Source organism: Chryseobacterium viscerum (assembly GCF_002899945.2).
GTDB classification, from domain to species: Bacteria; Bacteroidota; Bacteroidia; order Flavobacteriales; family Weeksellaceae; genus Chryseobacterium; species Chryseobacterium viscerum.
This window is the reverse complement of the sequence record NZ_PPEG02000011.1, coordinates 71,370-91,306: the sequence shown is the minus strand read 5'-3', so window position 1 is coordinate 91,306 and position 19,937 is coordinate 71,370. Positions and strand designations below refer to the sequence as shown.

General features: G+C 34.0%; 14 protein-coding genes and 2 pseudogenes. 5 read left to right on the top strand and 11 right to left on the bottom strand.

Going from position 1 to position 19,937, the window contains the following annotated elements; translation table 11 throughout:
- Nucleotides 1-1,013: pseudogene (locus tag C1634_RS22855) on the bottom strand (hypothetical protein); the annotation flags it as partial.
- 582 nt (nucleotides 1,014-1,595) lie between these two features.
- On the opposite strand from C1634_RS22855, the gene C1634_RS22850 reads away from it, so the two are divergent.
- Entirely contained in the window at nucleotides 1,596-3,029 is a 1,434-nt protein-coding gene (locus tag C1634_RS22850; RefSeq protein ID WP_103233662.1) for a helix-turn-helix domain-containing protein, read from the top strand.
- A 144-nt stretch (nucleotides 3,030-3,173) separates the two neighbouring features.
- On the opposite strand, the gene C1634_RS22845 is transcribed toward C1634_RS22850, so the two are convergent.
- Complete coding sequence (locus C1634_RS22845; RefSeq protein WP_123921547.1) at nucleotides 3,174-3,791, bottom strand: hypothetical protein; 618 nt, start codon at nucleotides 3,789-3,791, stop codon at nucleotides 3,174-3,176.
- A 175-nt stretch (nucleotides 3,792-3,966) separates the two neighbouring features.
- On the opposite strand from C1634_RS22845, the gene C1634_RS22840 reads away from it, so the two are divergent.
- Entirely contained in the window at nucleotides 3,967-5,001 is a 1,035-nt protein-coding gene (locus C1634_RS22840; protein WP_317047509.1) for a M13 family metallopeptidase, read from the top strand.
- A 277-nt stretch (nucleotides 5,002-5,278) separates the two neighbouring features.
- On the opposite strand, the gene C1634_RS26160 is transcribed toward C1634_RS22840, so the two are convergent.
- From C1634_RS26160 to C1634_RS22795, 9 genes are all read right to left on the bottom strand, one after another.
- Entirely contained in the window at nucleotides 5,279-5,416 is a 138-nt protein-coding gene (locus C1634_RS26160; RefSeq protein WP_165835387.1) for a hypothetical protein, read from the bottom strand.
- Nucleotides 5,417-5,554: 138 nt separating this feature from the next.
- Entirely contained in the window at nucleotides 5,555-5,761 is a 207-nt protein-coding gene (locus tag C1634_RS22835; RefSeq protein WP_103233665.1) for a hypothetical protein, read from the bottom strand.
- Nucleotides 5,762-6,051: 290 nt separating this feature from the next.
- Nucleotides 6,052-7,548: a tetratricopeptide repeat protein gene (locus C1634_RS22830; protein ID WP_109739181.1), complete on the bottom strand. Its 1,497-nt coding sequence runs from the start codon at nucleotides 7,546-7,548 to the stop codon at nucleotides 6,052-6,054.
- Between the two features lie 376 nt (nucleotides 7,549-7,924).
- On the bottom strand, nucleotides 7,925-9,424 hold the full coding sequence (locus C1634_RS22825; protein WP_103233667.1) for a hypothetical protein: 1,500 nt from the start codon (nucleotides 9,422-9,424) through the stop codon (nucleotides 7,925-7,927).
- Nucleotides 9,425-10,053: 629 nt separating this feature from the next.
- Nucleotides 10,054-11,913 carry a hypothetical protein gene (locus tag C1634_RS22820; RefSeq protein WP_109739180.1) on the bottom strand — a complete coding sequence of 620 codons (1,860 nt, stop codon included), beginning with the start codon at nucleotides 11,911-11,913 and terminating at the stop codon, nucleotides 10,054-10,056.
- Nucleotides 11,914-12,308: 395 nt separating this feature from the next.
- The gene (locus C1634_RS22815) at nucleotides 12,309-12,650 is read right to left on the bottom strand and encodes a transposase (protein WP_103233669.1); all 342 of its coding nucleotides are present in this window, start codon (nucleotides 12,648-12,650) and stop codon (nucleotides 12,309-12,311) included.
- Nucleotides 12,626-13,051 (bottom strand): recombinase family protein, encoded by a 426-nt coding sequence (locus C1634_RS22810; RefSeq protein ID WP_109739179.1) that lies wholly within the window; start codon nucleotides 13,049-13,051, stop codon nucleotides 12,626-12,628. Before C1634_RS22810 ends, C1634_RS22815 begins: the two co-directional genes overlap by 25 nt.
- A 122-nt stretch (nucleotides 13,052-13,173) precedes the next feature.
- Nucleotides 13,174-14,160, bottom strand: coding sequence for a hypothetical protein (locus C1634_RS22805; protein WP_103235428.1), 987 nt, complete (start codon nucleotides 14,158-14,160; stop codon nucleotides 13,174-13,176).
- 1,219 nt (nucleotides 14,161-15,379) lie between these two features.
- The gene (locus tag C1634_RS22795) at nucleotides 15,380-16,684 is read right to left on the bottom strand and encodes an AraC family transcriptional regulator (protein ID WP_165835386.1); all 1,305 of its coding nucleotides are present in this window, start codon (nucleotides 16,682-16,684) and stop codon (nucleotides 15,380-15,382) included.
- 883 nt (nucleotides 16,685-17,567) lie between these two features.
- On the opposite strand from C1634_RS22795, the gene C1634_RS26345 reads away from it, so the two are divergent.
- The 3 genes and pseudogenes from C1634_RS26345 to C1634_RS26450 all read left to right on the top strand — a co-directional run bounded on the left by C1634_RS26345 (nucleotide 17,568) and on the right by C1634_RS26450 (nucleotide 19,927).
- Nucleotides 17,568-17,933 (top strand): SDR family NAD(P)-dependent oxidoreductase, encoded by a 366-nt coding sequence (locus C1634_RS26345; RefSeq protein WP_228410141.1) that lies wholly within the window; start codon nucleotides 17,568-17,570, stop codon nucleotides 17,931-17,933.
- Nucleotides 17,934-18,543: 610 nt separating this feature from the next.
- Nucleotides 18,544-19,071 (top strand): annotated as a pseudogene (locus C1634_RS26455) (serine hydrolase domain-containing protein).
- Nucleotides 19,031-19,927 (top strand): serine hydrolase, encoded by an 897-nt coding sequence (locus tag C1634_RS26450; RefSeq protein ID WP_109739176.1) that lies wholly within the window; start codon nucleotides 19,031-19,033, stop codon nucleotides 19,925-19,927. Before C1634_RS26455 ends, C1634_RS26450 begins: the two are co-directional and overlap by 41 nt.
- The last annotated feature ends 10 nt before the right edge of the window (nucleotides 19,928-19,937 follow it).

Below are 19,937 nucleotides of genomic sequence, written 5' to 3'. Positions count from 1 at the left end.
AATTGTACATTGTTTCCAGTTTTTGTTAAACCGTTGTCACTTGTAACAGTTGACTGTACTGATGATAAAGGAACTTTTTTTGCAACACCTGTATTATCCAATACCATTACTCGATCATTCGTATCAATGCTTGCGTTTTCTGGTACTTGTCTGAATCTCACATTGCCATCTACATCGAGTTTTTGAGTAGGTAAAATATTGATTCCTACTCCTAAATCTCCAGATTCGCTTAAAATCATATCAGTATCTACAATCCCACTCGTACGAAATGCGAGATTAGACAAATTGTTAGTACCGTTTCCTCTATATTCACTAACGATAGTTGATATAGACTGATTATCCGTATTATTTATTCTACCTCCAAAATTCATGAAGCCCATAACTGTTGGATTAGTTAAATTAGCAGTTCCATTTTTTATAAGATTTAATCCTGGAGATGGAGTATTATTGACAACAGCTTCGACTAAATTATTTGAAGAAACGAATCTCCCGTTTCCAACTACTTCTAATTTTTGAGTTGGTAATGTAGTACCAATACCTACATTTCCTGTTCCACTAAATGTGGTATTGAATCCTGCAGTAGCGATGTCTGTGTTTTTTATTAACGTTCCACCCAACTGTATATTATCGCCTGTTTTTGTTAAACCGTTGTCACTCGTAACAGGGTTTAGCAATGCTCCGGAATTGGATGCTATTCTATTCCATACCGCACCGTCAAAATAGTAATACCCCACAGAAGTAATATTTACTCTTTGAGAAACGTTATTTCCTCCAGACACATCCGTAATATACACTATGGCACCTCTTTGATCTACACCATATAAAGTGTTTCCTTTATTAGTCAATTCTGCTCTGGTAAGTCTTGGTGCTTGTAAACCGGTGATATCGCCAGACAACGACAATCCGTTGCTATCGCTTTTTCCGTTTACATCTAATGTAGTTTTGGGTGACACGGTATTAATACCCACTCTGCCTTCCTGACTTTTAGCCAAACCTGCTAAAAGTATAGGCATGAGTAAAATAGATTTATTCATATTTATTGCATTTTTATGTATTGCAAATTAAGCACTAATAAAGCTAATCATTAACACTGCATTTACACTTCATTAGCACTTTGCATTGAAAATCAACAACATAAAAACATCTCATCACTGAAAATCAATAATTAAAATTAAACATGAAGTTTTCGGAATACACACTGCTATAACGCTTCAATGGTATAAATTAAATCAATGATCAAGCGATCTAATACAAAAGCTTATAAGACAACTTTAATAATTTTCATATTTAAAATTAAGCATTGTAATTAAGAGCTGATGTAAAAATTAACATCTAAATACGATCAAACATTTCTGGGATTCATCTCACAGATAAAAAAACAACACTGCATTTACACTTAAAAATAAAATTTTGATCAAAAACTCCCACTGCATCAATCTAAACAATATTAAAAACTTAATTAAAAACTTAATTTTGTAAAAAAATGCAGTGTGTAAAAATTTATCATTATAGCTTTCCTATTCTTTACGAACAATAATTATTAAATCAATTTCTGACAATATATACAATTTTCATTTACACTCTCAAATAAAAACATGATATTCATCAATCCTTTTAAGAAGTTATTCTGTCTTTTTTTTGTACTCCACCTATTTTCTATTGAAGCCCAAAAAATCACTGTTGCAGAAATTGATACTTTGCAAAAAAAAGCAAGTAAAATAAAATGGAATATGGGCAATTATAAAAAAGCTGCAATACTTCAGAAAGAAATTATTGTAAAATCAAAAAAAATAAAATACAAAAAAGGTGAAATTAGAGGTTATCTAGAACTCTCACAGTGTTGTTTTGGCATGAATATGCTGAAACATTGTTTTTACTTCTTAAATATAGCTGAAAAACAACTAAAAGATTATGATAACAATTCTTTAAAATCACATTTATACCTTATTTACGGAATGTATAGTCATAAACTTGGAGGATATCAACAGTCTATTATAAATTTTAACAAATCTTTGTATTTCGCTTCCCGCATTGAGGATAAAAAATTAGCTGAAAAACGTAAACAAAATGTATATGACTGGAAAAGATCCAGCTTTAAGTTTCTTAATCAGATGGATTCTGTATATAGCTACGAAAAAAAATGTATGACCTCACCAAAACCAATGTTATTCATAACAATCGCAGACAGGAATTTGGAGAAAGGTAGGATTGACTCTGCGGAATATTATATTAGCAAAGCTAACAATTTAGCCAAATCTTTAAATGCACCAATGGAGGGAAAGTGTAATGTTTTAATGGCTTATGGAAAATTATATATCGTAAAAAAAGAATACGGAAAATCTTTACAATATCTTTTTAAAGCTCTTACCATAGCGAAAAAAATGAGTTTTAAGACTAGGGAGAGAGAAAGTTACAAACTGATATATGAAGCATATGGAGGTGAGAAAAATATAGAAAAGGAAAACGAATATCTTCTTAAGTATTCTTCACTTAATGATAGTTTGAATCAGGCTGAGAAAAAAGTAATAAATCTTCCAATAGAAAAGTTTTTTAAAGAAGAAAAGAAAAACATAGAAGAAAGGAAGAAAAACTTATATTATTTTACAGCATTCATTATTATATTCTCTTTTTTCTTTGTATTTATTTTAAAAAGAATCTCGAAAAATAAAAAAGAAAAGACCAAAATTGTACTGAATGAAAAAGAGCAAGAATTAGATTTTCTAAAGAAAAAGGTTGATGAAAACAGAGAACATGTATTATATCTCGCTACGAAGAACGATCCTACTTTTATCATAAAATTCAAGGAGGTTTATAGTGATTTTTATGAAGGCATGTTATCAGAATATCCACAACTTAATATTAATGATATGAAATTCATTGGGCTTATTAAACTACTTTTTTCTAACAAGGAAATTGCTACTTTTACAAATGTATCTATACGAACAGTGGAGTCTAAAAAATATAGAATCAGAAAAAAAATAAATTTAGATGCCAATATAGATTTTAATGAATGGATACTCAGCAAATAGTTAATCAATCACTATATATAAATAAATGAAATTAAAATTATGATTGTACAGAAGTTTATATACATTACAGGCCTTAGATAAAGCTAAGAAGATTGAAGGACGAGTTACCACGCTTTGATAGATATTTATTATCGAAATTGTCAATTATTTCTTTACACGGTAATATTTTTTTTTAAATGCACTAAAACCGCCGAACTTATCTTCAATATTTTCAAACTCGATAAAGTCAATTAATTCTTGTAAACATTTGCCTTGAAAACCTCTGTATTTAGTAAAATCACATATAGGAACCTCTATAATATCTTGATAAGTAACTATATTCAGACTCTTTATTATTTTCCTGAACCGCGTACTAAATTTGAATTGACTGTCAAAGATCTGGTCATTTTTAAGACTGTTATTTTTTTTGATAATTAGAAACAGTTTTGTTCTTCTTAAAAAATATTTTCCCCTTAGCATTCGTCGTTCTGCTTTTATTCGATTGATTTCATTGAACAATTCTAAAACAGATCGTAGAACTTTCTGCTGAATCTCTTCTATCCTTTTAATACCAATCTTCGATTGTTTTGCTATTATTTGATTATATTTATGCTGTGACCATAGTTCCTCCATAAGATCAACTTCATCTTCTGAAACTTGAAGGCTTGATAATTCATCGTATAGGTACAACCCTGTTTCAAAAATTATTTGTTTGGAAATAGAGTATTTTCTATTTCTTTTGATGAGCAAAGGAATTATTTTATTTTGTAATTCACCATCCATAATCATTTTTTTAATTTGATTTTACCAATCGTTAAAAATTTATAAAAATTTAAATTTCAATACCTTATATTGTGATAAACAAAAATAGGAAAGCAATAATAATTTACAAATCCTTAAAATGGATAATTATAGTCGGCAAAAATGCTTTACCTATTAAATAAAATAAGTTAGGAGCATTTACCAAAATGCCATTGTTGTTCCAAGAGAGCAAAAATCAATACAGTATGTAAACAATCGCTTGGGACAGCTTGTTGGAAAACTTTATGTCGAAAAATATTTTCCTGAATCCCAGCTTAAAAGGATACAAGATCTGGTTGGATATGTTCGTATTGCATTTTCTGAAAGACTTAAAAAACTGGATTGGCTGGATGAAAAAAGCAGAAAGGAAGCAATAGAAAAACTAAATGCAGTAACAGTCAGAATTGGATATCCTGAGGTTTGGCGTGATTATTCGTCACTAAAGTTCGATGTAAAAAACCCCATTTCTAATGAACAGCTGATCGCAAGATCGAATTGGGATTATGAAAGATCACTTCTTGATAAAAAATTCACCAGTAAAGAATGGTACCAAATGCCACAGACTGTTGATGCCACGAGCAGCAAATTATACAATTCTATAGAGTTTCCAGCAGGAATTCTGCAGCCTATCTTCTTTGACCCAAATGCAAATGCAGCGGTTAATTTCGGTGCAATAGGCGCTATTATCGGACACGAGCTTGGGCATTGTTTCGACGATCAGGGATCCCTGTTTGACGGTAATGGCGTGATGAGAGATTGGTGGACACCGGAAACAAGAAAACAATTTGAGAATCGTACTCAGCTCCTTATTGAACAATATAACAGCTTTTCTCCATTAGAGGGAATTCATTTGAATGGAAAACAAACATTGGGAGAAAATATAGGTGACCTGACAAGAGTTGTTGTTGCTCACACAGCGTATCAACTCTATCTGAAAGATCATCCGTATGAAAAGAAAAACCTCAATGGTTTTACATCCGATCAAAGATATTTTTTGTCTTTCGCACAAGTAAACAGAAGCCTTTACACAACGGAGGCCTACCGGCTAAGTGCTGAAAAAGATTATCATGCACCTGCCCAATACCGTGTAAATGGTGTTGTAAGAAATATTGATGCCTGGTATAAAGCTTTCAATATCAAAAAAGAGGATAAACTTTATCTTAAACCAAAGGACAGAGTACGTATTTGGTAATGATACTGAAGTACAATATGCATTCGTGAAAAATTAAAAAATAACTTTCATAACTCGCTTTGTAATTATCCAGCCTGAATAAGTTATATATCATCCTCATATTCATAAGCTTAAAAAAATATAAAGCTGTGTATCTGGAGAACTATTCGAACCACGATAATGGCATTTATAAATGGCTGTTTCAGATCACTATATTTTTCCTTTTTGCCCATTTATTTGTTCTGGCAAAATTAGGACTCCAATATCTTGGACAGGATCAACGCTTTTTACAAAACATTTATCTGGTGATCAGCACGATTGCTTTATTTACCATCTGCTGGTTCGTCTTGAAAGCGTTATACAGTCCCCAACTTTTCACAGGTCTTAAATCAAACCTGGAGCCTATTGAAACTTTAACTGACAGAAATGGATTCATACCCGAGGTTATTTTACGAATACACACTATAAGATACGTTTTTGAAATAAAATAATTGATTGTATGTGAACTATTGAATTAAGAGAATAATTTAACAAACATATCAAAACCTAAAAAAGATAAAACTGCTCATTACCATTAGTTATTGTTAGTTTTTAAAAAGATTAATTCTATGGGAAAACTTTTAATCAACTTATTATCTTCGCAGTAACCAACATCATTTTTCAGGGTCAAAACATTATTCTTCAAATGATACAAAAAATATTTATCTGTTGGAGTATCAATACCTTTTATTATAAAAATTTCTCCACCGTAATCAGTTTCACCAACAACCCTATTATTCATAAAAATCTCTTTCTTTCTAAACTCAAAAATCTTATTTATAACCTTATCACCTCTTATACGATCTTTTTGAGTTACATAGCTATCTGTATTGTTATAAACATAAACCTTCTCAAATTTCCACTTTTAAAATATAATTTCTTTTTCATGTTCTTTTTTAATCTGCCCCCTGTAGCCAATGAAATCCCTTTTAACAGTATTTTCTTTACAACTATTTAATATTAGAAATATGAAGCTAACTGCAAAATAACTATTCTCTTTTAATTTTTGGATGATCCTCATTCGTTATAATATCAGAAGTCTTTCATTGAATTCAACCATACAAAGAAGTCTATTTCCGTTGGCAGGTTTAATTTTTTGCGCAGGTTATACCGGTTGCTTTCGATTGTCCTGATAGACTTGAACGTATAGTCCGCAATCTCCTTATTCGAAAAACCAAGAAAAATGTATGCTGAGAGAGAAATTTCCGATGACTTCAGATTTGGATTGATCTTTAAAATCCTATTGTAAAATTCTGGATAGACTTCCTGAAATCTCTTCAAAAAATGCGGATTGTTTTCCTTTGCAAGTTCAAGCACTTCGCTGAAAGAAGTATTGGCTATTTGCTTAAGCTCGGCGGCCTCTTTTTCTTTTTCTAAAATAATGATTTCTTTTTCCTGTATATCTTCCTGAGAATTTAAATGTTGTATTTTAAATTTCCTTTTTTGTTTGCGGTAATAAACAATTGCAGCAAACATTATAATCAAAAAGGCGATAGAAGTCAGGACGATTTTCTTAGTAAATGAAAGATTTACTACCTCTATTTCGTCCTTCAAAATATTTTTTGAAGTAAATTCGGTACTCTTTTTTTTATTTTCATTTAAAACATCACTCGCATGAAAAAATTTCTCATAATATTCTTTTGATTTTTTTTCATCTCCAAAAGACTCATATATTTCAGAAATGTCTTGATAAACGGTTTTTAAATTTGCATTTTCGTACGGATTGCTTTCAAGTTCTTGTGCTACTTTTAAATAAATTTCCAAAGCTTTTTTGTAATCTTTACGCATAAAACAATAGCGTCCTAAAGAAATATTGTAATCAGTTATGATGAAATCGGGCTTATATTTGGTAATGATGTTATGGGCCTTGTCTAAGTATATTTTTGTAGAATCTAATCTGTGTCTTAATTCTGTATTGCTATTCGCAAAAGAAATATAGGAATAATACAGTTGCAAAGCCACCTTTTCTGGTGGGCATTCTTCCAAAATTTTTTGGGAAACACCCATGTATTTATCTATGGAATCAGCATTCTCAGGAGCATAATCATATATAAGTCCCAAATTGAAATAGGCAGAGGCAAGCTCTATTTTTAATTCAACATCCTCTGTATTTCTAGGAATTTCCGTAATCATTTTTTTAAAGCTTTCAACAGCTTTTTCTTTATAATGTAGTTGGTTATAGATTATCCCTAAATTTTTATAACAGGATAGCTTATAAATCAAGTTATTGTTTGTGTAATCCTCTTTTAAAGCATTGTTTGCACTCTCTATACTTTCTTTATAATGACCTAAATATGAATAATTAACCATCATTTTCTGATAGGCACGAGCCCTGATTTTAGAGTCGTTGAGTTCTATCCCTATTTTTTTTGCCTTATTTGCAAATTCATTGGCTTTTTCAAATTGAAACTGAATATATAAAGAGTCTTGCTTCTTTAAGTATTCATAAGCGATATCTTCTTTTGTTTTCTGAGAAAAACTAAATTGTGAACAAAAAAGAAAAAGCACAAATAGTCGAAATATTGCCATACAGTTAATTTATAGTTGATGCTGTAAATATAACTATTTTAGAAAGTATGACTTTAAGACTCTTTCATAAACTAGGGAAATTAAATAATATATATATCCAAAGCTACCTATAAGGTAAAGAAATGAAATGTTTGCCACGCTGAGTATAATTGTCGTAGGAGAAGAAGAATTTCGGTCTAAAATGTAGTATTTATCATTCCCACAAAGCAGAATAATAGTAAACATTTCACTCTATAGGACAAAAACAGCATAGCCTGTATCATTGGCTATATCAGACATTCCTTGTCAGGTTTCCCGAGACGAGGGTGATTATTTAATCAATTACAGGGCGTTTGCAACAACACCCTGTAATTGATATAGATCGCAAAATACAATATTACAAAGGCATGTAGGTGATAAAAAGAGTGGAACCCGAATTTGTCTTGTAAGTTTCATTTCCAGGTCTGCCACAACCTGTTGTCACGGATATTTCAGCACCGGCATTAAGAATTACGCTTCTGGAAATTGACGTTACTCCAGCGGAAGTAGTAAATCTATCTCCGATTCGAGTTAATGTTTTAGACCCCATTGATAGTACAGCCCGACATCCGACCCTGCTTCCTTCAGTACTAAATGGAATATTGCTGTATTGAACAACTACTTCCGCTGTGTATACGCCAGTTTTTTTCACACGATAGGTTGTATTGTTTACTTTGTCTATGTAATCTGCATATATTCTTTCCGGTGCCCCCTCAAAAGCCAAAGGCCTCACCACATCATCGGCATTTCGGGTAACTATATTATTATTGGTATCATACAAGACAAAAGAACTGGCTGGAGGAAGAGAACTTTTCTTAACAGTCCCGTCATTGTCTATTACCAGCATTCTACTATCATCTATGTTGCCATTAGGCACATTTCTTAAACGTGCTGTGCCTGCAACATCCAGCTTTTCAGCAGGTGCTGCGACACCAATGCCGACTGACCCGTTTCCTGCAAAATTCAGATTGTTTCCGCCTAGGGCTACAGTCCGATCTCCGGACAAAGTCCCATTGTCAGTATAGATATTAGTGTTGGTATCGATCTCGGACTTTAAAGTGGAGGATGATACTTTCTTACCTGTTCCGTCACCTTTTAAAACCATTATTCTGTCTGTCGCGTCCAGAGTTGTCTCGAGAGGCACCTTTCTAAATCTTACGTTTCCGCTTGCATCCAAAGTCTCAGTGGGTTCTATTGTACCCAGTCCAATCCCTACACTCCCGGCATCTGTTACGGAAAATTGTCTGAAGCCATCTACATTAGTAAAGCGAACTATAGGTTCTGTAGCATCTATGTTACGTACAGCCAAAGCCGCATTTTTGTTGTTAACTGAACTTGATCCGATAACAACTTTACCCTTTATACGCGAATCGCCGACAACCTCCAACTTTTCCACCGGATCGGCGGTAGTTCCGATTCCGAAATTTCCCTCTCCAGTAAAAGCAAGGTTAAATCCGTTCAGGTTTGCATCACGATTCCCCGTCAGGCTGCCATTATCTTTGTAAATGTTAATGTCATTTCCATTTCCGCCTGGCAATGCAGTGGAGAACCTGACCCATATACTCCCGTCAAAGTAATAGTATCCTTCCTGGGTGACGTTCACCGTCTTGGTGGTGGTGGGATTGGCCGCGGATGTTGCATAGACAATTGCCCCCCGCTGCTGGCTTGTATAGAGTAAGTCTTTTGCCTTCAGTTCATTACCCGATAGCTTCGGGGCAATAATTCCATCAGTCTTTGTAGGATCAGAAGCAGATGAGCTGACATCCAGTGTGGCATGTGGATTTTCTGTATTTATACCAACTTGTGAGAAAACCAGAGACGTGGAAAGTGCAGATAGGGCAATAATGTATTTTTTCATTTGTGTGAAAATTTATGTTGTTTTTTTGTGCTTTTGTGTAATGACCGTAAAACAATGGATCATGATCTTATTCAAGGAATATGTTTGCACTAGTAAAATTGTTTTAAGTCTTATTTGCATTTTTTCAGAAATATTTCGGTTGCAAATGACCAAATTTTTCCCATTCAAGTACAAAAAAACGACTACTTAACGACTACTTTATCTTATTAAACAATTGATATTAACACTTAATTAAGACAAGCACATAAAGAAGTTTTTTTGGCTAAAGGTCTACTATCATATAGGACATACCAGTAGGCTCTAATTGTTTTAATTGCTTTGAAAATTCTTGTTTGAAAAAAGGCCAAATATGAGAAACGGAGCTCTCTGGAAATATGCATAACAAATCCGGAAAATTAAAATCTTCCGGATCATTATTTTATAAATAATATATCAACGTAATTAAGGACTAGTAATTCCTTGCAGATTCAGAATAATGTTTACAATTCTGTTTTATTAAATGGCAAACTCAGGTTAGTTTCATAGAACGGTTGATGGTGGTATCAAGGTTGATAATCAGATTTTGCCATTGTTCAGGAATATCAATTACTTAACATATTAATTTATCTCAGTCAGAATAGCATAAATTCCTAAGGGTTTGAAACTGGTATACTAAAGCTACAACTACTGCCACCAAGATTTAGGTTATATGTTGCATTACCAGCATGGGTTGGATTACCCATTAAGTGATATTCAACATATCCTGATCCATTATTAAATGTTCCCGGTTGTAATACTGCTTTTAATCCATTAACAATTTCGGCATCTACATATTGGCCAGCATAGTTGTCTCCATTCCCTCCTTCGTAAGCGATTCTTACAGAATTATGACTTGTATATGTACCAACTTTTATTGGTTCAACACCCAATATCATACTTAATCGACATGAAGTTATCCTACCTGACCCCGAGTTAATAGCTACCATTCGGTCAAAGCTACAAGTCTTTCCTGCTATAGTAATCGTAAATGTTGCTGTACCTGCTTTGGACGGGGTTCCTGTAATTTTAAAAACAAAATTGCCATTACCATTATTCAATGTTCCACCTTCAATGGTTGCGGTTAGTCCGGTGACTCCTGTTGAGTTAATGCTGATACCTGCATATGAGCCACCATTACCTCCAACATATGGCACAAGGGTAATTACAGAGTTGTCAGTATAGGTAGAACCATCTATCAGTTCTCCCGAATGGTATGCCGCAGAACATCGAAGATTTGTAACAGAAGCAACTAACCCCTCAACATATTTTACGATAGTACATGATTGATCAGCTAAATTAACTGTAATATTCATATTACCGCTATTGGTTGGAGAACCAGATACATTGTAAACTATATCAGTTACTGTACCTCCCACAAAAGTGCCAGCCGAGCGAGAAAATGTAAGTCCATTTATCGTAAAGCTTTCAGCAGGGTATGCTGTACCAGCATAAAAACCTCCGGCAGTTGTAAAATATTTTATCGTGTAAATTCCAGTATATAATTGTCCGGCGGTCATTGTATCAGGGTTTAGAAGTGGCTGATATGATCCTGTTCCGCAATATAATGTGAATCCTGTAACTACACCTACATTCATAGATGTGCAAGCTTGTCCGCCAAAATTAATATCTGTAAGTATTATTGCACCTGTGGAGCTTGGAGTTCCGGATACTGTATAAATAATTTCTCCATTGCCTGTAGAAAAGTTACCAGCATTTCGGGTAAATGTGAGCCCTTTTGTAGTAAATGAATGTGCGTCATAGGTTCCGCCGTTTCCTCCTGTGTAAGGAATTTTTAATTGTCCGTTATAACTCTGCTCAACAAAAATAGCAGTCGGTGATAGTTTTGCGTTGCAATCCAGAGTAACCACTGTACCTATAATAGGCGTATCAGGTTCAACAAATCGCGTAAAGCTACAACTTTGTCCTGCTATGCTGATCGTGAAAACTGCATTCCCTGCACCGGATGGGGTTCCTGTTATTTGAAATACTAAAGTTCCATTGCCATTATTAAAGTTTCCTGCCGTCAAACTAGCAACAAGACCTGTTACACCGGTGGAATTAATATTTATCGAAGAATAAGATCCGCCGTTTCCATCTGTATAGGGAATTGCTGTTTCGATTCCTGAATTATACTGAGTCCCATTATTGATCAAAGTTCCGGTATGAGTTGCTGAAGCGCAATCTAAAGCTGTTATCGTTCCAGGACCTTGTACAATAGATCCAAAGCAGTCCGACCAGGCATCGGCCTGATAAGCTCTCACACATTTTTTTGAGGTGTCGTAGAGTATCATTCCATTTTGTGGAGAAGTGATATTGATTTCAGGATTCCCTACTCTATTTAGATACAGGGCTTTATTGGCGGAGCCAAGTTCGAGGTCTGAACTTGGGTGTGGTGTTTCGGTATTTATTCCCACTTGTCCAAGCATCAATGAACTTACTCCGTAAGTCAAGATAATAAGCATTTTTTTCATCAAAATATGTTTTTAAAATTAGTATCAATTATATATAGTAGTGAGATTTACCATGCAAATAAGTGCTTGCGTTTTTGATAAATCATCAGACATCCATCATGTCGTGCTCTGACTTTAATAGTGCAAAACTAGGATGATTATAATATGGTATCCAAGATGTATATTGGCAGAATTCTGGAAATATGCAAAACTATAAAATAAAAACAACTGTAAATCAATCGATTACAGCTGTTTTGAAATTTCTGTTGTATTATGAATATTGAGTGGTCGGTATGATTTCACGATTTTTTTTGATAGTGGGATGTAACTCAACTAATAATCCAGATGTGATGATATTTTGAAATTGATCAAAATTCGATAGGCTCCTCTATCGAATAAAAGGGCAGATATTTCTGTTATTCGACCATAAATAACTTTTTCCATTTCGTAACCGTATTCCTGCTAAGGCGGAAATGAAGTGCTAATTCTTTATTGTTTAACCTGTTCTCTTTCTGATATTTTAGTATATGGAGTATGTCTGATCGGTCGTATGCACGATGCCTCTGATTTTTTTTTGCTAACTGTTTATCTGAATTACCAAAAATCAAGATATTTAGCTTAATAACTTCCAATGTTGAGAGATATTCTTTTTGTATCATAGCTTCGCAGGAAGAAATCTTCTCAGGATATTTACTTTGTAAAATATCAGAATAGATGAGCTTATAATCAGGCTTTAATCTTTGTATTTCTGTATCCATTTGTATAAGGTGGTTTTAGGTATTTTGTATCGTTCCATTACTTGTATTTTGGTCATTTCTCCCGACTCTATTTTTTCCAAGATAAAATCTACTACTTCTTTTGTGTAGACGTTTTTACGGAATTGGGGCAACGATGTAGTTTTGCCGGTCCTATCCGGGTTGTCTGTAGAATTTAGCGGGGAGTACAGGATCAGATGTTGTGTATAAATCCTGAAAAAGTCGTACTCCAGCAATTTGCTCCATTTTAAAAGAGTTTCCGTATCTAGGGTTTTGGACTTGTACATTAGATTAATTTCATATTCTGTAGCATTTAAAAAATTACAGATTCGAAATGATTCGATCCCGAGTTCTGTAACCAGCTGTTTGATCAAAGGACCTATATAAATTTCACGGTAGTTCATTATTTTCTTATAAAAATAGAAGCCCTAAAGGTTCGTAGTAAGGTTAAAATAAATCCCAGGCTTGAAGTTTTGTTTATTACATTACTATTTCAACTTAAACGACGTTTTTTCTCTAAATAATATTATAGAGCTGTAACACTAAATAAGGCTTTAAAGTCGGAAATGTTCGCATATGTAAAATTTGAGGGGTAAGAGATGCCAGAAGTATTTGATGACAAGGCATTGGTGCCGTTCAGATAAATAACCGTATTTAGCGTGTCACCTGCATTTAGAGAAACCATGCCTGTAACTACCACAGAATAACGTAAGATTGTTTGTCCAGGGGTTGCCCATCTTATCGTTGCATTGTCCATTATATTAGTACCTCCAGAAGGATCTCCTCCACAATTCTTCCTAATTTCCAGATTAACAGGATAGTAGAATCCCATTTCATTCCTACTTGGTGCCGAATTTGGCATAATGTAGGCCGTTATGAGGTAGATGCCAGATTGGGATACCGTGTAAGTGCCGGTATTGACATCGAATCTCGCATTAGGATCCGTGACCGTATTGTCAAACTTTTGAAAAAATCTCTGATTTACCGCTACTCCGCCTGTACCTCCATTGATGATAGCAGTAGACCCTGCTGAGGAATTACTTAAAGAGATTGATGCCAATGTCGCAGAAGCAGGATTCACCGGTCCCCATTCTGTTACTCCCAGATCATTTGTTTTTAGTACATATCCGTTTGAAGGCGTATTGGATGGCAGGGTAATGGAACGATCTGTGTTAAGATTGGAAGGAGCCTGCAGTGATACTGAGTTTGTACCATTTGAGGAATTTTCGTAGAATCTTACTGATGAAGCAGTTCCCGCTGAGTTTGTATTTAAAGAAATATTACCCTTAACGTCCAATTTTGAAATAGGAGAAGTAGTTCCTATTCCTATTTGTCCATTACTTGTAATAACCACATCATTGATTTGCTGGGCAGGATTAGGTATTCCTGTAGTTGGATTGTCTTTATTTCCATCTACATGAAATATCTGCTGTGGATTTTCTGTATTAATGCCCACCTGAGCAAATGCAATGGATGAAAATAGTACAAACGTAAAAATAATTGTTTTTCTCATTCTTGTTATTTTAATGTATATTAATTATTATGCTTAACCTGTAAAAGAGAGTATTCTTTTTGCTACTGCCTTGATTAAATTTATTTATATTAACGTACCCTCCCAACCAACAGAATGTAAAAAAGTAAAGTTGATATTCTACTTTTTTTGATTGATGACACCAAATAAACTTGTCGCAAATTACCTGGTTTTACATGTTCAATTACAAAAAAACAACTACGTAACAACTACTGTTTCCTGAAATATATCAATATTAAGCGCATTTTAGCACTTTAACCTGTCGTAATCCATAACTGTAAATATGCTTTACTCCGAACCAGCCATTTAATAAGAGATGGATTATTTTTCTGTGTCTCTTTACATTGTTACAAATAAATTTTTACATTTTTCAAGTTCGTTTAAATCAGCAGTAAAAGAAATAGAGCACAGAAAATCAAAAATTGATTGTAAAGTATAATAATCATTGTTTCGGGAGGCTATAATTTTTCTTAGTTCTTGGACTTTGTTATCTTCGGAGGATGTACGGTCCAAAATTTCCGACAGTGAAACTAAAAAATCCTCTAGATTTGTTTTATTAAGATCTTGTGATTGCATAATTATATATATATTGAAAGCCTAGCAAAATCACAGATGCCTGTGATGCTACTTTAAATTATTCAATATTTTTAAACATTCGGAAAGAAAGATCTCATGCATAAATTGTAGCTCAATGCATTTTCTTTTATGTATCGCTTGTGATTTGAAAAGTTGTTACAGATCGGGACAATCTGCCCCGCTTTCTGTAACTTCTTTCGATCAGGATTTCCTTATTTCTAAATTATCCCTCTCATTTATAATCGACATTGTGTTCTAATATTTAAAGGATATTTTCGAATTACAATCAGAGATAAGTAACTTGAAAATCAATATGCACTGATTTTTCAGCCCATAAATATGCAATCCTTCTCATGAAACCAACCTAAACTGCCCCATAGCTATAAATACTATTCAGGAAAACTTTGGAGATTGAGTACTGAGATTTTGCTTGTTCTAATGTTCTTAATACTAACAGATTATTTGATTGTACTTGGTCTTCACTAATAAAATTCCAAATGTGAAATAGTGATTTTGATGTGATTTTGATTCGGTGCAAATATATAGATGAGTCAACACCTAATCCTATATTCTCATTGGCACAATTCCGGAAAAGAACAAACCGTTACATTTATATTTCTGGAAATCATTTAATTATAACTTTCCTTTTTTTTGATAGTTGGGCTATGAATTCCGAAGGTGACATTCCCTGTTCTTTTTTGAAGATATTTGTAAAACGACTTTGGGACGAAAATCCACATATTTCAGACAAATAGCTGATCTTATAATTCAAATACTCTGGGTGATTATAAATTTTATCAACGATAAAATTTATCTTAAGTCCGTTAACATAGTCGTTGAAGTTTTTGTCTCGATGCCTTTTTAATATATATATGAGATATTTTGTGTTGGTTTCAAGGATCGTCGCAAGATTGGATTGTGTAAATCCTTTTTCGGTAAATGCTGTTCCATTTTCAAACCTTGCTAATTTTAATACAAGCTCATTTTCCTTTTCATCAGAAATAAGCTTTGTATTCCGCGTAACTGAGATTTGAGATTTGCAATCTTGAGCACGGGATAGGTTGCCATTGCTCTCCAAACTGTTTTTTTCTTGAATTTTCTTTCTTTCTTCTAGTTCGTTTACAATTTTTTCAAACCTAATCTTTAATTCTTTTTTCCTCTTGATTATTTTTAGAAACTGAAAGTAGAAGATAAATGCAAGAATAGAAGAAGCCCCCAAAATAGAAAAAATTATGATAGAATTACTTTTTTTTAATATCTCCTTTTCCTGCTTTTCCTGATTCAATATAGATGTGACAGCAAATTGAATATCTTTATTGTTTTTATTCTGCAGTTTTTCATACTCATTTTGATATAGCTCTGAGTAAAAATTTTTCTTATAGATATGACCTGCTTGTCCTGATAATTGAGACAGATTTTTATATAGTTCAGCTTTGTTTGGAACATCATCTATATTGAACTTTTTTATATTAGCCAAAGCCTGCTCATAATATGAAAGAGCTTTAGTTATATCGTTTGTTTCTTTATAGTAATCCCCGAATAGATTTAAGCTTATGTATTCATATTCTACATCTTTGTTGACCAGATTATAGCTTTTATTAAAAAAGTAGTAGGCAGAGTCGTATACTTTTCTTTTCAAGCATATCTTCCCCTTTATCATATAAATATTATAGATTTCACCTTCCGAAAACTTCTCCTGTATTTTTATTGCATTGTTGATGTATTTATCAGCCTTAGCATATTCTTTCCTTTTATTAAGATTATCAGCCAACCTTGCATAGGTGCGGGATATCAATCTCTGATACTCGTGATTTTTTTCATCTTTGGGCACAAAAGATAAAATGTCAGAATATTCATTGAACTCTTGTTCCGCAAGACCCATTTTCCCATAATTGTCACCTTTAAACTCTTTAAAAAGAATTTTTAACACATGATGTTCGGAAGTAGCTGTTTCTTTTAGCCCTTTGTTGAGATAAAAAAGACTTTCTCTGTGCATGTCTACTGAAAGCAGACACTTTCCCAGTATCAGATAAGATTTCGCCCTATTAAAAGAATCTCCATACCTTTCAGAAAACAGGGAGGCCTTCTTGGCATATCTCAATGACCTTACGGCATCCTTAAGTATATAATTGTCAGAGCTATTCCATAAATTTTGAATCTCCTGTTGCTTTTTGTCGTCTATCTGTGCATTTATGAATTGTGACAGAATAGTAAAAAAAATAATTGTGATCTTCTTCAAAAATAATTGTGTTTAACTAAAGTACATAGAATTTTCAATTTACAAAAAATTATCTTTCAGGAAATGAAGGAATCGAAAAAAATGCAGATGCCAGCGAACAATCTATTTTTCAAAAGTACTCTTCGCCCTAACTTTTTGAAAATGGTCAATCAGGGTTTCCGAGGGGCCAAAAATTTGAGAGAATGTCCTGACTGTCTAGATCACCAACATAATCTTCAGCTTCTGACCGACATGGGACGAAGTAAATCGAGATCAATGAGCCTTTGCCAACCAGAAAGTTCAAGCCAATACAACCTAAACCTAGTGCGGACACTTCCAATCCGTAGTTTCCTGCTTTTCTTTTTGTATAATTCTTTTGTTGACCCTCTTAAATTGTCTTCTCCCTGCATTATTTAATTTTAATGTTCAAGGCTCTGTGAAATGGCTATAAGAATATTGTACTCAATGGGCGATGTGTGGCAGTGCTTGACAGACAAATGACTAATAACTGTTTTTTTGACTACATCAACAGTCGTTTTGGATAAATCAAATATTTATTGTTGTGCCAACTTTGCATTAACGAATAAAAATTAAAATGCAAAACAAAATTAAAAATTGGACAGCTGCAAATATTCCTCAAAAAAAAGACGGTTTAGCTATGATTACCGGCAGTACGGAAGGTTTTGGTTACGAAGATGCATTGGCATTATCCTCCGTAGGTTGGAACATTATAATGATGGGACGCACCTCTCAAAAAGGAGCGCAGGCAATTGCTAAAATTTTTCAAATCAATCCGAAGGTAAAAGTGAGTTTTGAAAAAATAGACCTTGCGGACCTATCGTCAATCAAATCCTGTGCTTCGAAAATGATTGAAAAGGGTGAAGCCATCAATTTGCTCATCAATAAAATAGGCTCGAAACTGCCGATGCGTCTGAGTTACAGTTCGGCACAAACCATATAGGCCATTTTGCACTGACAGCCCAGTTGCTTCCTTTGCTCCGTAAAGCACCAGATGCTCATGTTGTTACCGTTTCAAGTGTAGCAAATCGGGAAGGAATAATCAATTTTGATAATCTTCAGTCAACATCTTCCTATGTTCCTGGGAAAGCGTACAGCCAGGCATTGCTTTAGAACTTCAGCGGAAGAGCGAAAAGCACGGCTGGAGTTATTACAAGTATTGCTTCACATCCGGGTGTTTCCGGTACCAATCTATTGATAAATTAAATCTTTTTGTGGAGGTTCTGGGATCTCCGATCCCTGATACCCAAAAAAAATCTTTTTCCGCAGAGACAACGGAATATATTTGCTATAGAAAATCAGGGAGCCTCATATGGAATCAGTGTAGTTGAAATATTATCTGCTTATTATAGATCAATAAATAAATTACTAATACTTAGGAAAAGAATTTAATGGCTTAATGATTTTATCTCTAAAGATATGGAGAGAAATAAAATATTGATCAATTTGCCTTTTTTCTCCTGATGTAATAAAAACACAGTTATGATTGTCTCAACCATATAAGAATCTACTTTTTACTCCTATTATTTTCGCTACATTTATTTGGACAGCAAATGAACCATGGTGTTGATGAAATCATTGACCGAGAAATGAAAGAAAGAAAAATCCCGGGACTGCAACTGGCAGTTGTACAAAAAGGAAAAATCATTTTAAGTAAATCCTATGGAATCGCAAATATGCAGTACAATATTCCTGTCAGCAGTACAACCAGCTTTCCTATCAATTCCAACACGAAGGTTTTCACCGGCGTTGCCGTGATGCAGTTGGTCGAACAGGACAGGATCTGATTGAATGACCCGATCAGCAAATATCTGGATGATATTCCGGATGAGTGGCAAAAAATGACGGTGGATCAGTTGCTGACCCATATTTCAGGATTACCTGAGATATTGAAACTTATTGATCCGATGATCGGGAATATAGGACCATTAAAAACTGAAGCTGCCATTTGGGAAAAACTTAAAACACTTCCTTTGGAATTTAAAACAGGAGAACAATTTAGCTACAACCAGACCAATTATTATTTGTTGGGAAAAATTATTGAAAAGCTTACCAAAAAAACCTTTTACAACCGATTTTGAGACTAATCAGTTTAGAATTGCACATCTTAAAAACACGGTATTTGGAGATTCGAGAGACATCATCCCAAACTATGCACCATCTTATCGCTACAATAGGTTTCTTGACGGTAAAAAAGGTGAAGCGAAACTGACCAATACCTACACAGAATTTCCTGATTTCACCCGAACTGGAGCTGGTATCAATAGTACCGCTGAAGATATGGCAAATTGGCTCATCGCTTTACAAAATGGCAGAAAATTTCAAAAATCATCAACATTGGATATGATGTGGTCACCAGCCACGTTCAATAATGGAGACCCTACCAATTGGGCGCGTGGCTGGGGAATTACAAAATTTAGGAAAAGTCATAACGCAATCGGAATGTCCGGAGGCAACAGATCTGTAATAATGGTATATCCTGACGATAATCTGTCAATTGTAGTACTGACCAATCTGGCTGGAAGTGCTCCCGAAGACTTTATCGAAGAGATTGCAGGTTGTTACAACCCCGATTTAGTGAAAGCCGATCCATTAACCTACTTAAGAAAAAATCTTCGGGAAAAAGGATTTGATAAAGCTACTGAATTTGTAAAAAAAGAACAAAATACAAATCCAGAATTTAGCCCGAAAGAAGATGAACTCAATAACTGGGCATACCGAATGATGTCTAATAATCAACAGAAGGAGGCTTTGGAAATCTTCAAACTCAATGTTTACCTATTCCCAAAAAGTTGGAATACCTATGACAGTTACGGGGAAATCTTATTGAAAATGGGCGATAGGAACAAAGCCATTGAGATGTACAAAAAATCTATTGATCTAAACCCTAATAATGAAAACGGCAAAAAAATTCTCACTGAAATAACCGCTCAGTAAAACTTTGAAT

Coding starts and splice junctions, on each gene's coding strand:
- C1634_RS22815 (WP_103233669.1), bottom strand. CDS start 12,650: ATGGATACAGAAATACAAAGATTAAAGCCTGATTATAAGCTCATCTAT.
- C1634_RS22825 (WP_103233667.1), bottom strand. CDS start 9,424: ATGAAAAAATACATTATTGCCCTATCTGCACTTTCCACGTCTCTGGTT.
- C1634_RS22810 (WP_109739179.1), bottom strand. CDS start 13,051: ATGAACTACCGTGAAATTTATATAGGTCCTTTGATCAAACAGCTGGTT.
- C1634_RS22830 (WP_109739181.1), bottom strand. CDS start 7,548: ATGGCAATATTTCGACTATTTGTGCTTTTTCTTTTTTGTTCACAATTT.
- C1634_RS26345 (WP_228410141.1), top strand. CDS start 17,568: ATGCAAAACAAAATTAAAAATTGGACAGCTGCAAATATTCCTCAAAAA.
- C1634_RS26160 (WP_165835387.1), bottom strand. CDS start 5,416: ATGAATCCATTTCTGTCAGTTAAAGTTTCAATAGGCTCCAGGTTTGAT.
- C1634_RS22835 (WP_103233665.1), bottom strand. CDS start 5,761: ATGAATAATAGGGTTGTTGGTGAAACTGATTACGGTGGAGAAATTTTT.
- C1634_RS22820 (WP_109739180.1), bottom strand. CDS start 11,913: ATGAAAAAAATGCTTATTATCTTGACTTACGGAGTAAGTTCATTGATG.
- C1634_RS22845 (WP_123921547.1), bottom strand. CDS start 3,791: ATGGATGGTGAATTACAAAATAAAATAATTCCTTTGCTCATCAAAAGA.
- C1634_RS22805 (WP_103235428.1), bottom strand. CDS start 14,160: ATGAGAAAAACAATTATTTTTACGTTTGTACTATTTTCATCCATTGCA.
- C1634_RS22850 (WP_103233662.1), top strand. CDS start 1,596: ATGATATTCATCAATCCTTTTAAGAAGTTATTCTGTCTTTTTTTTGTA.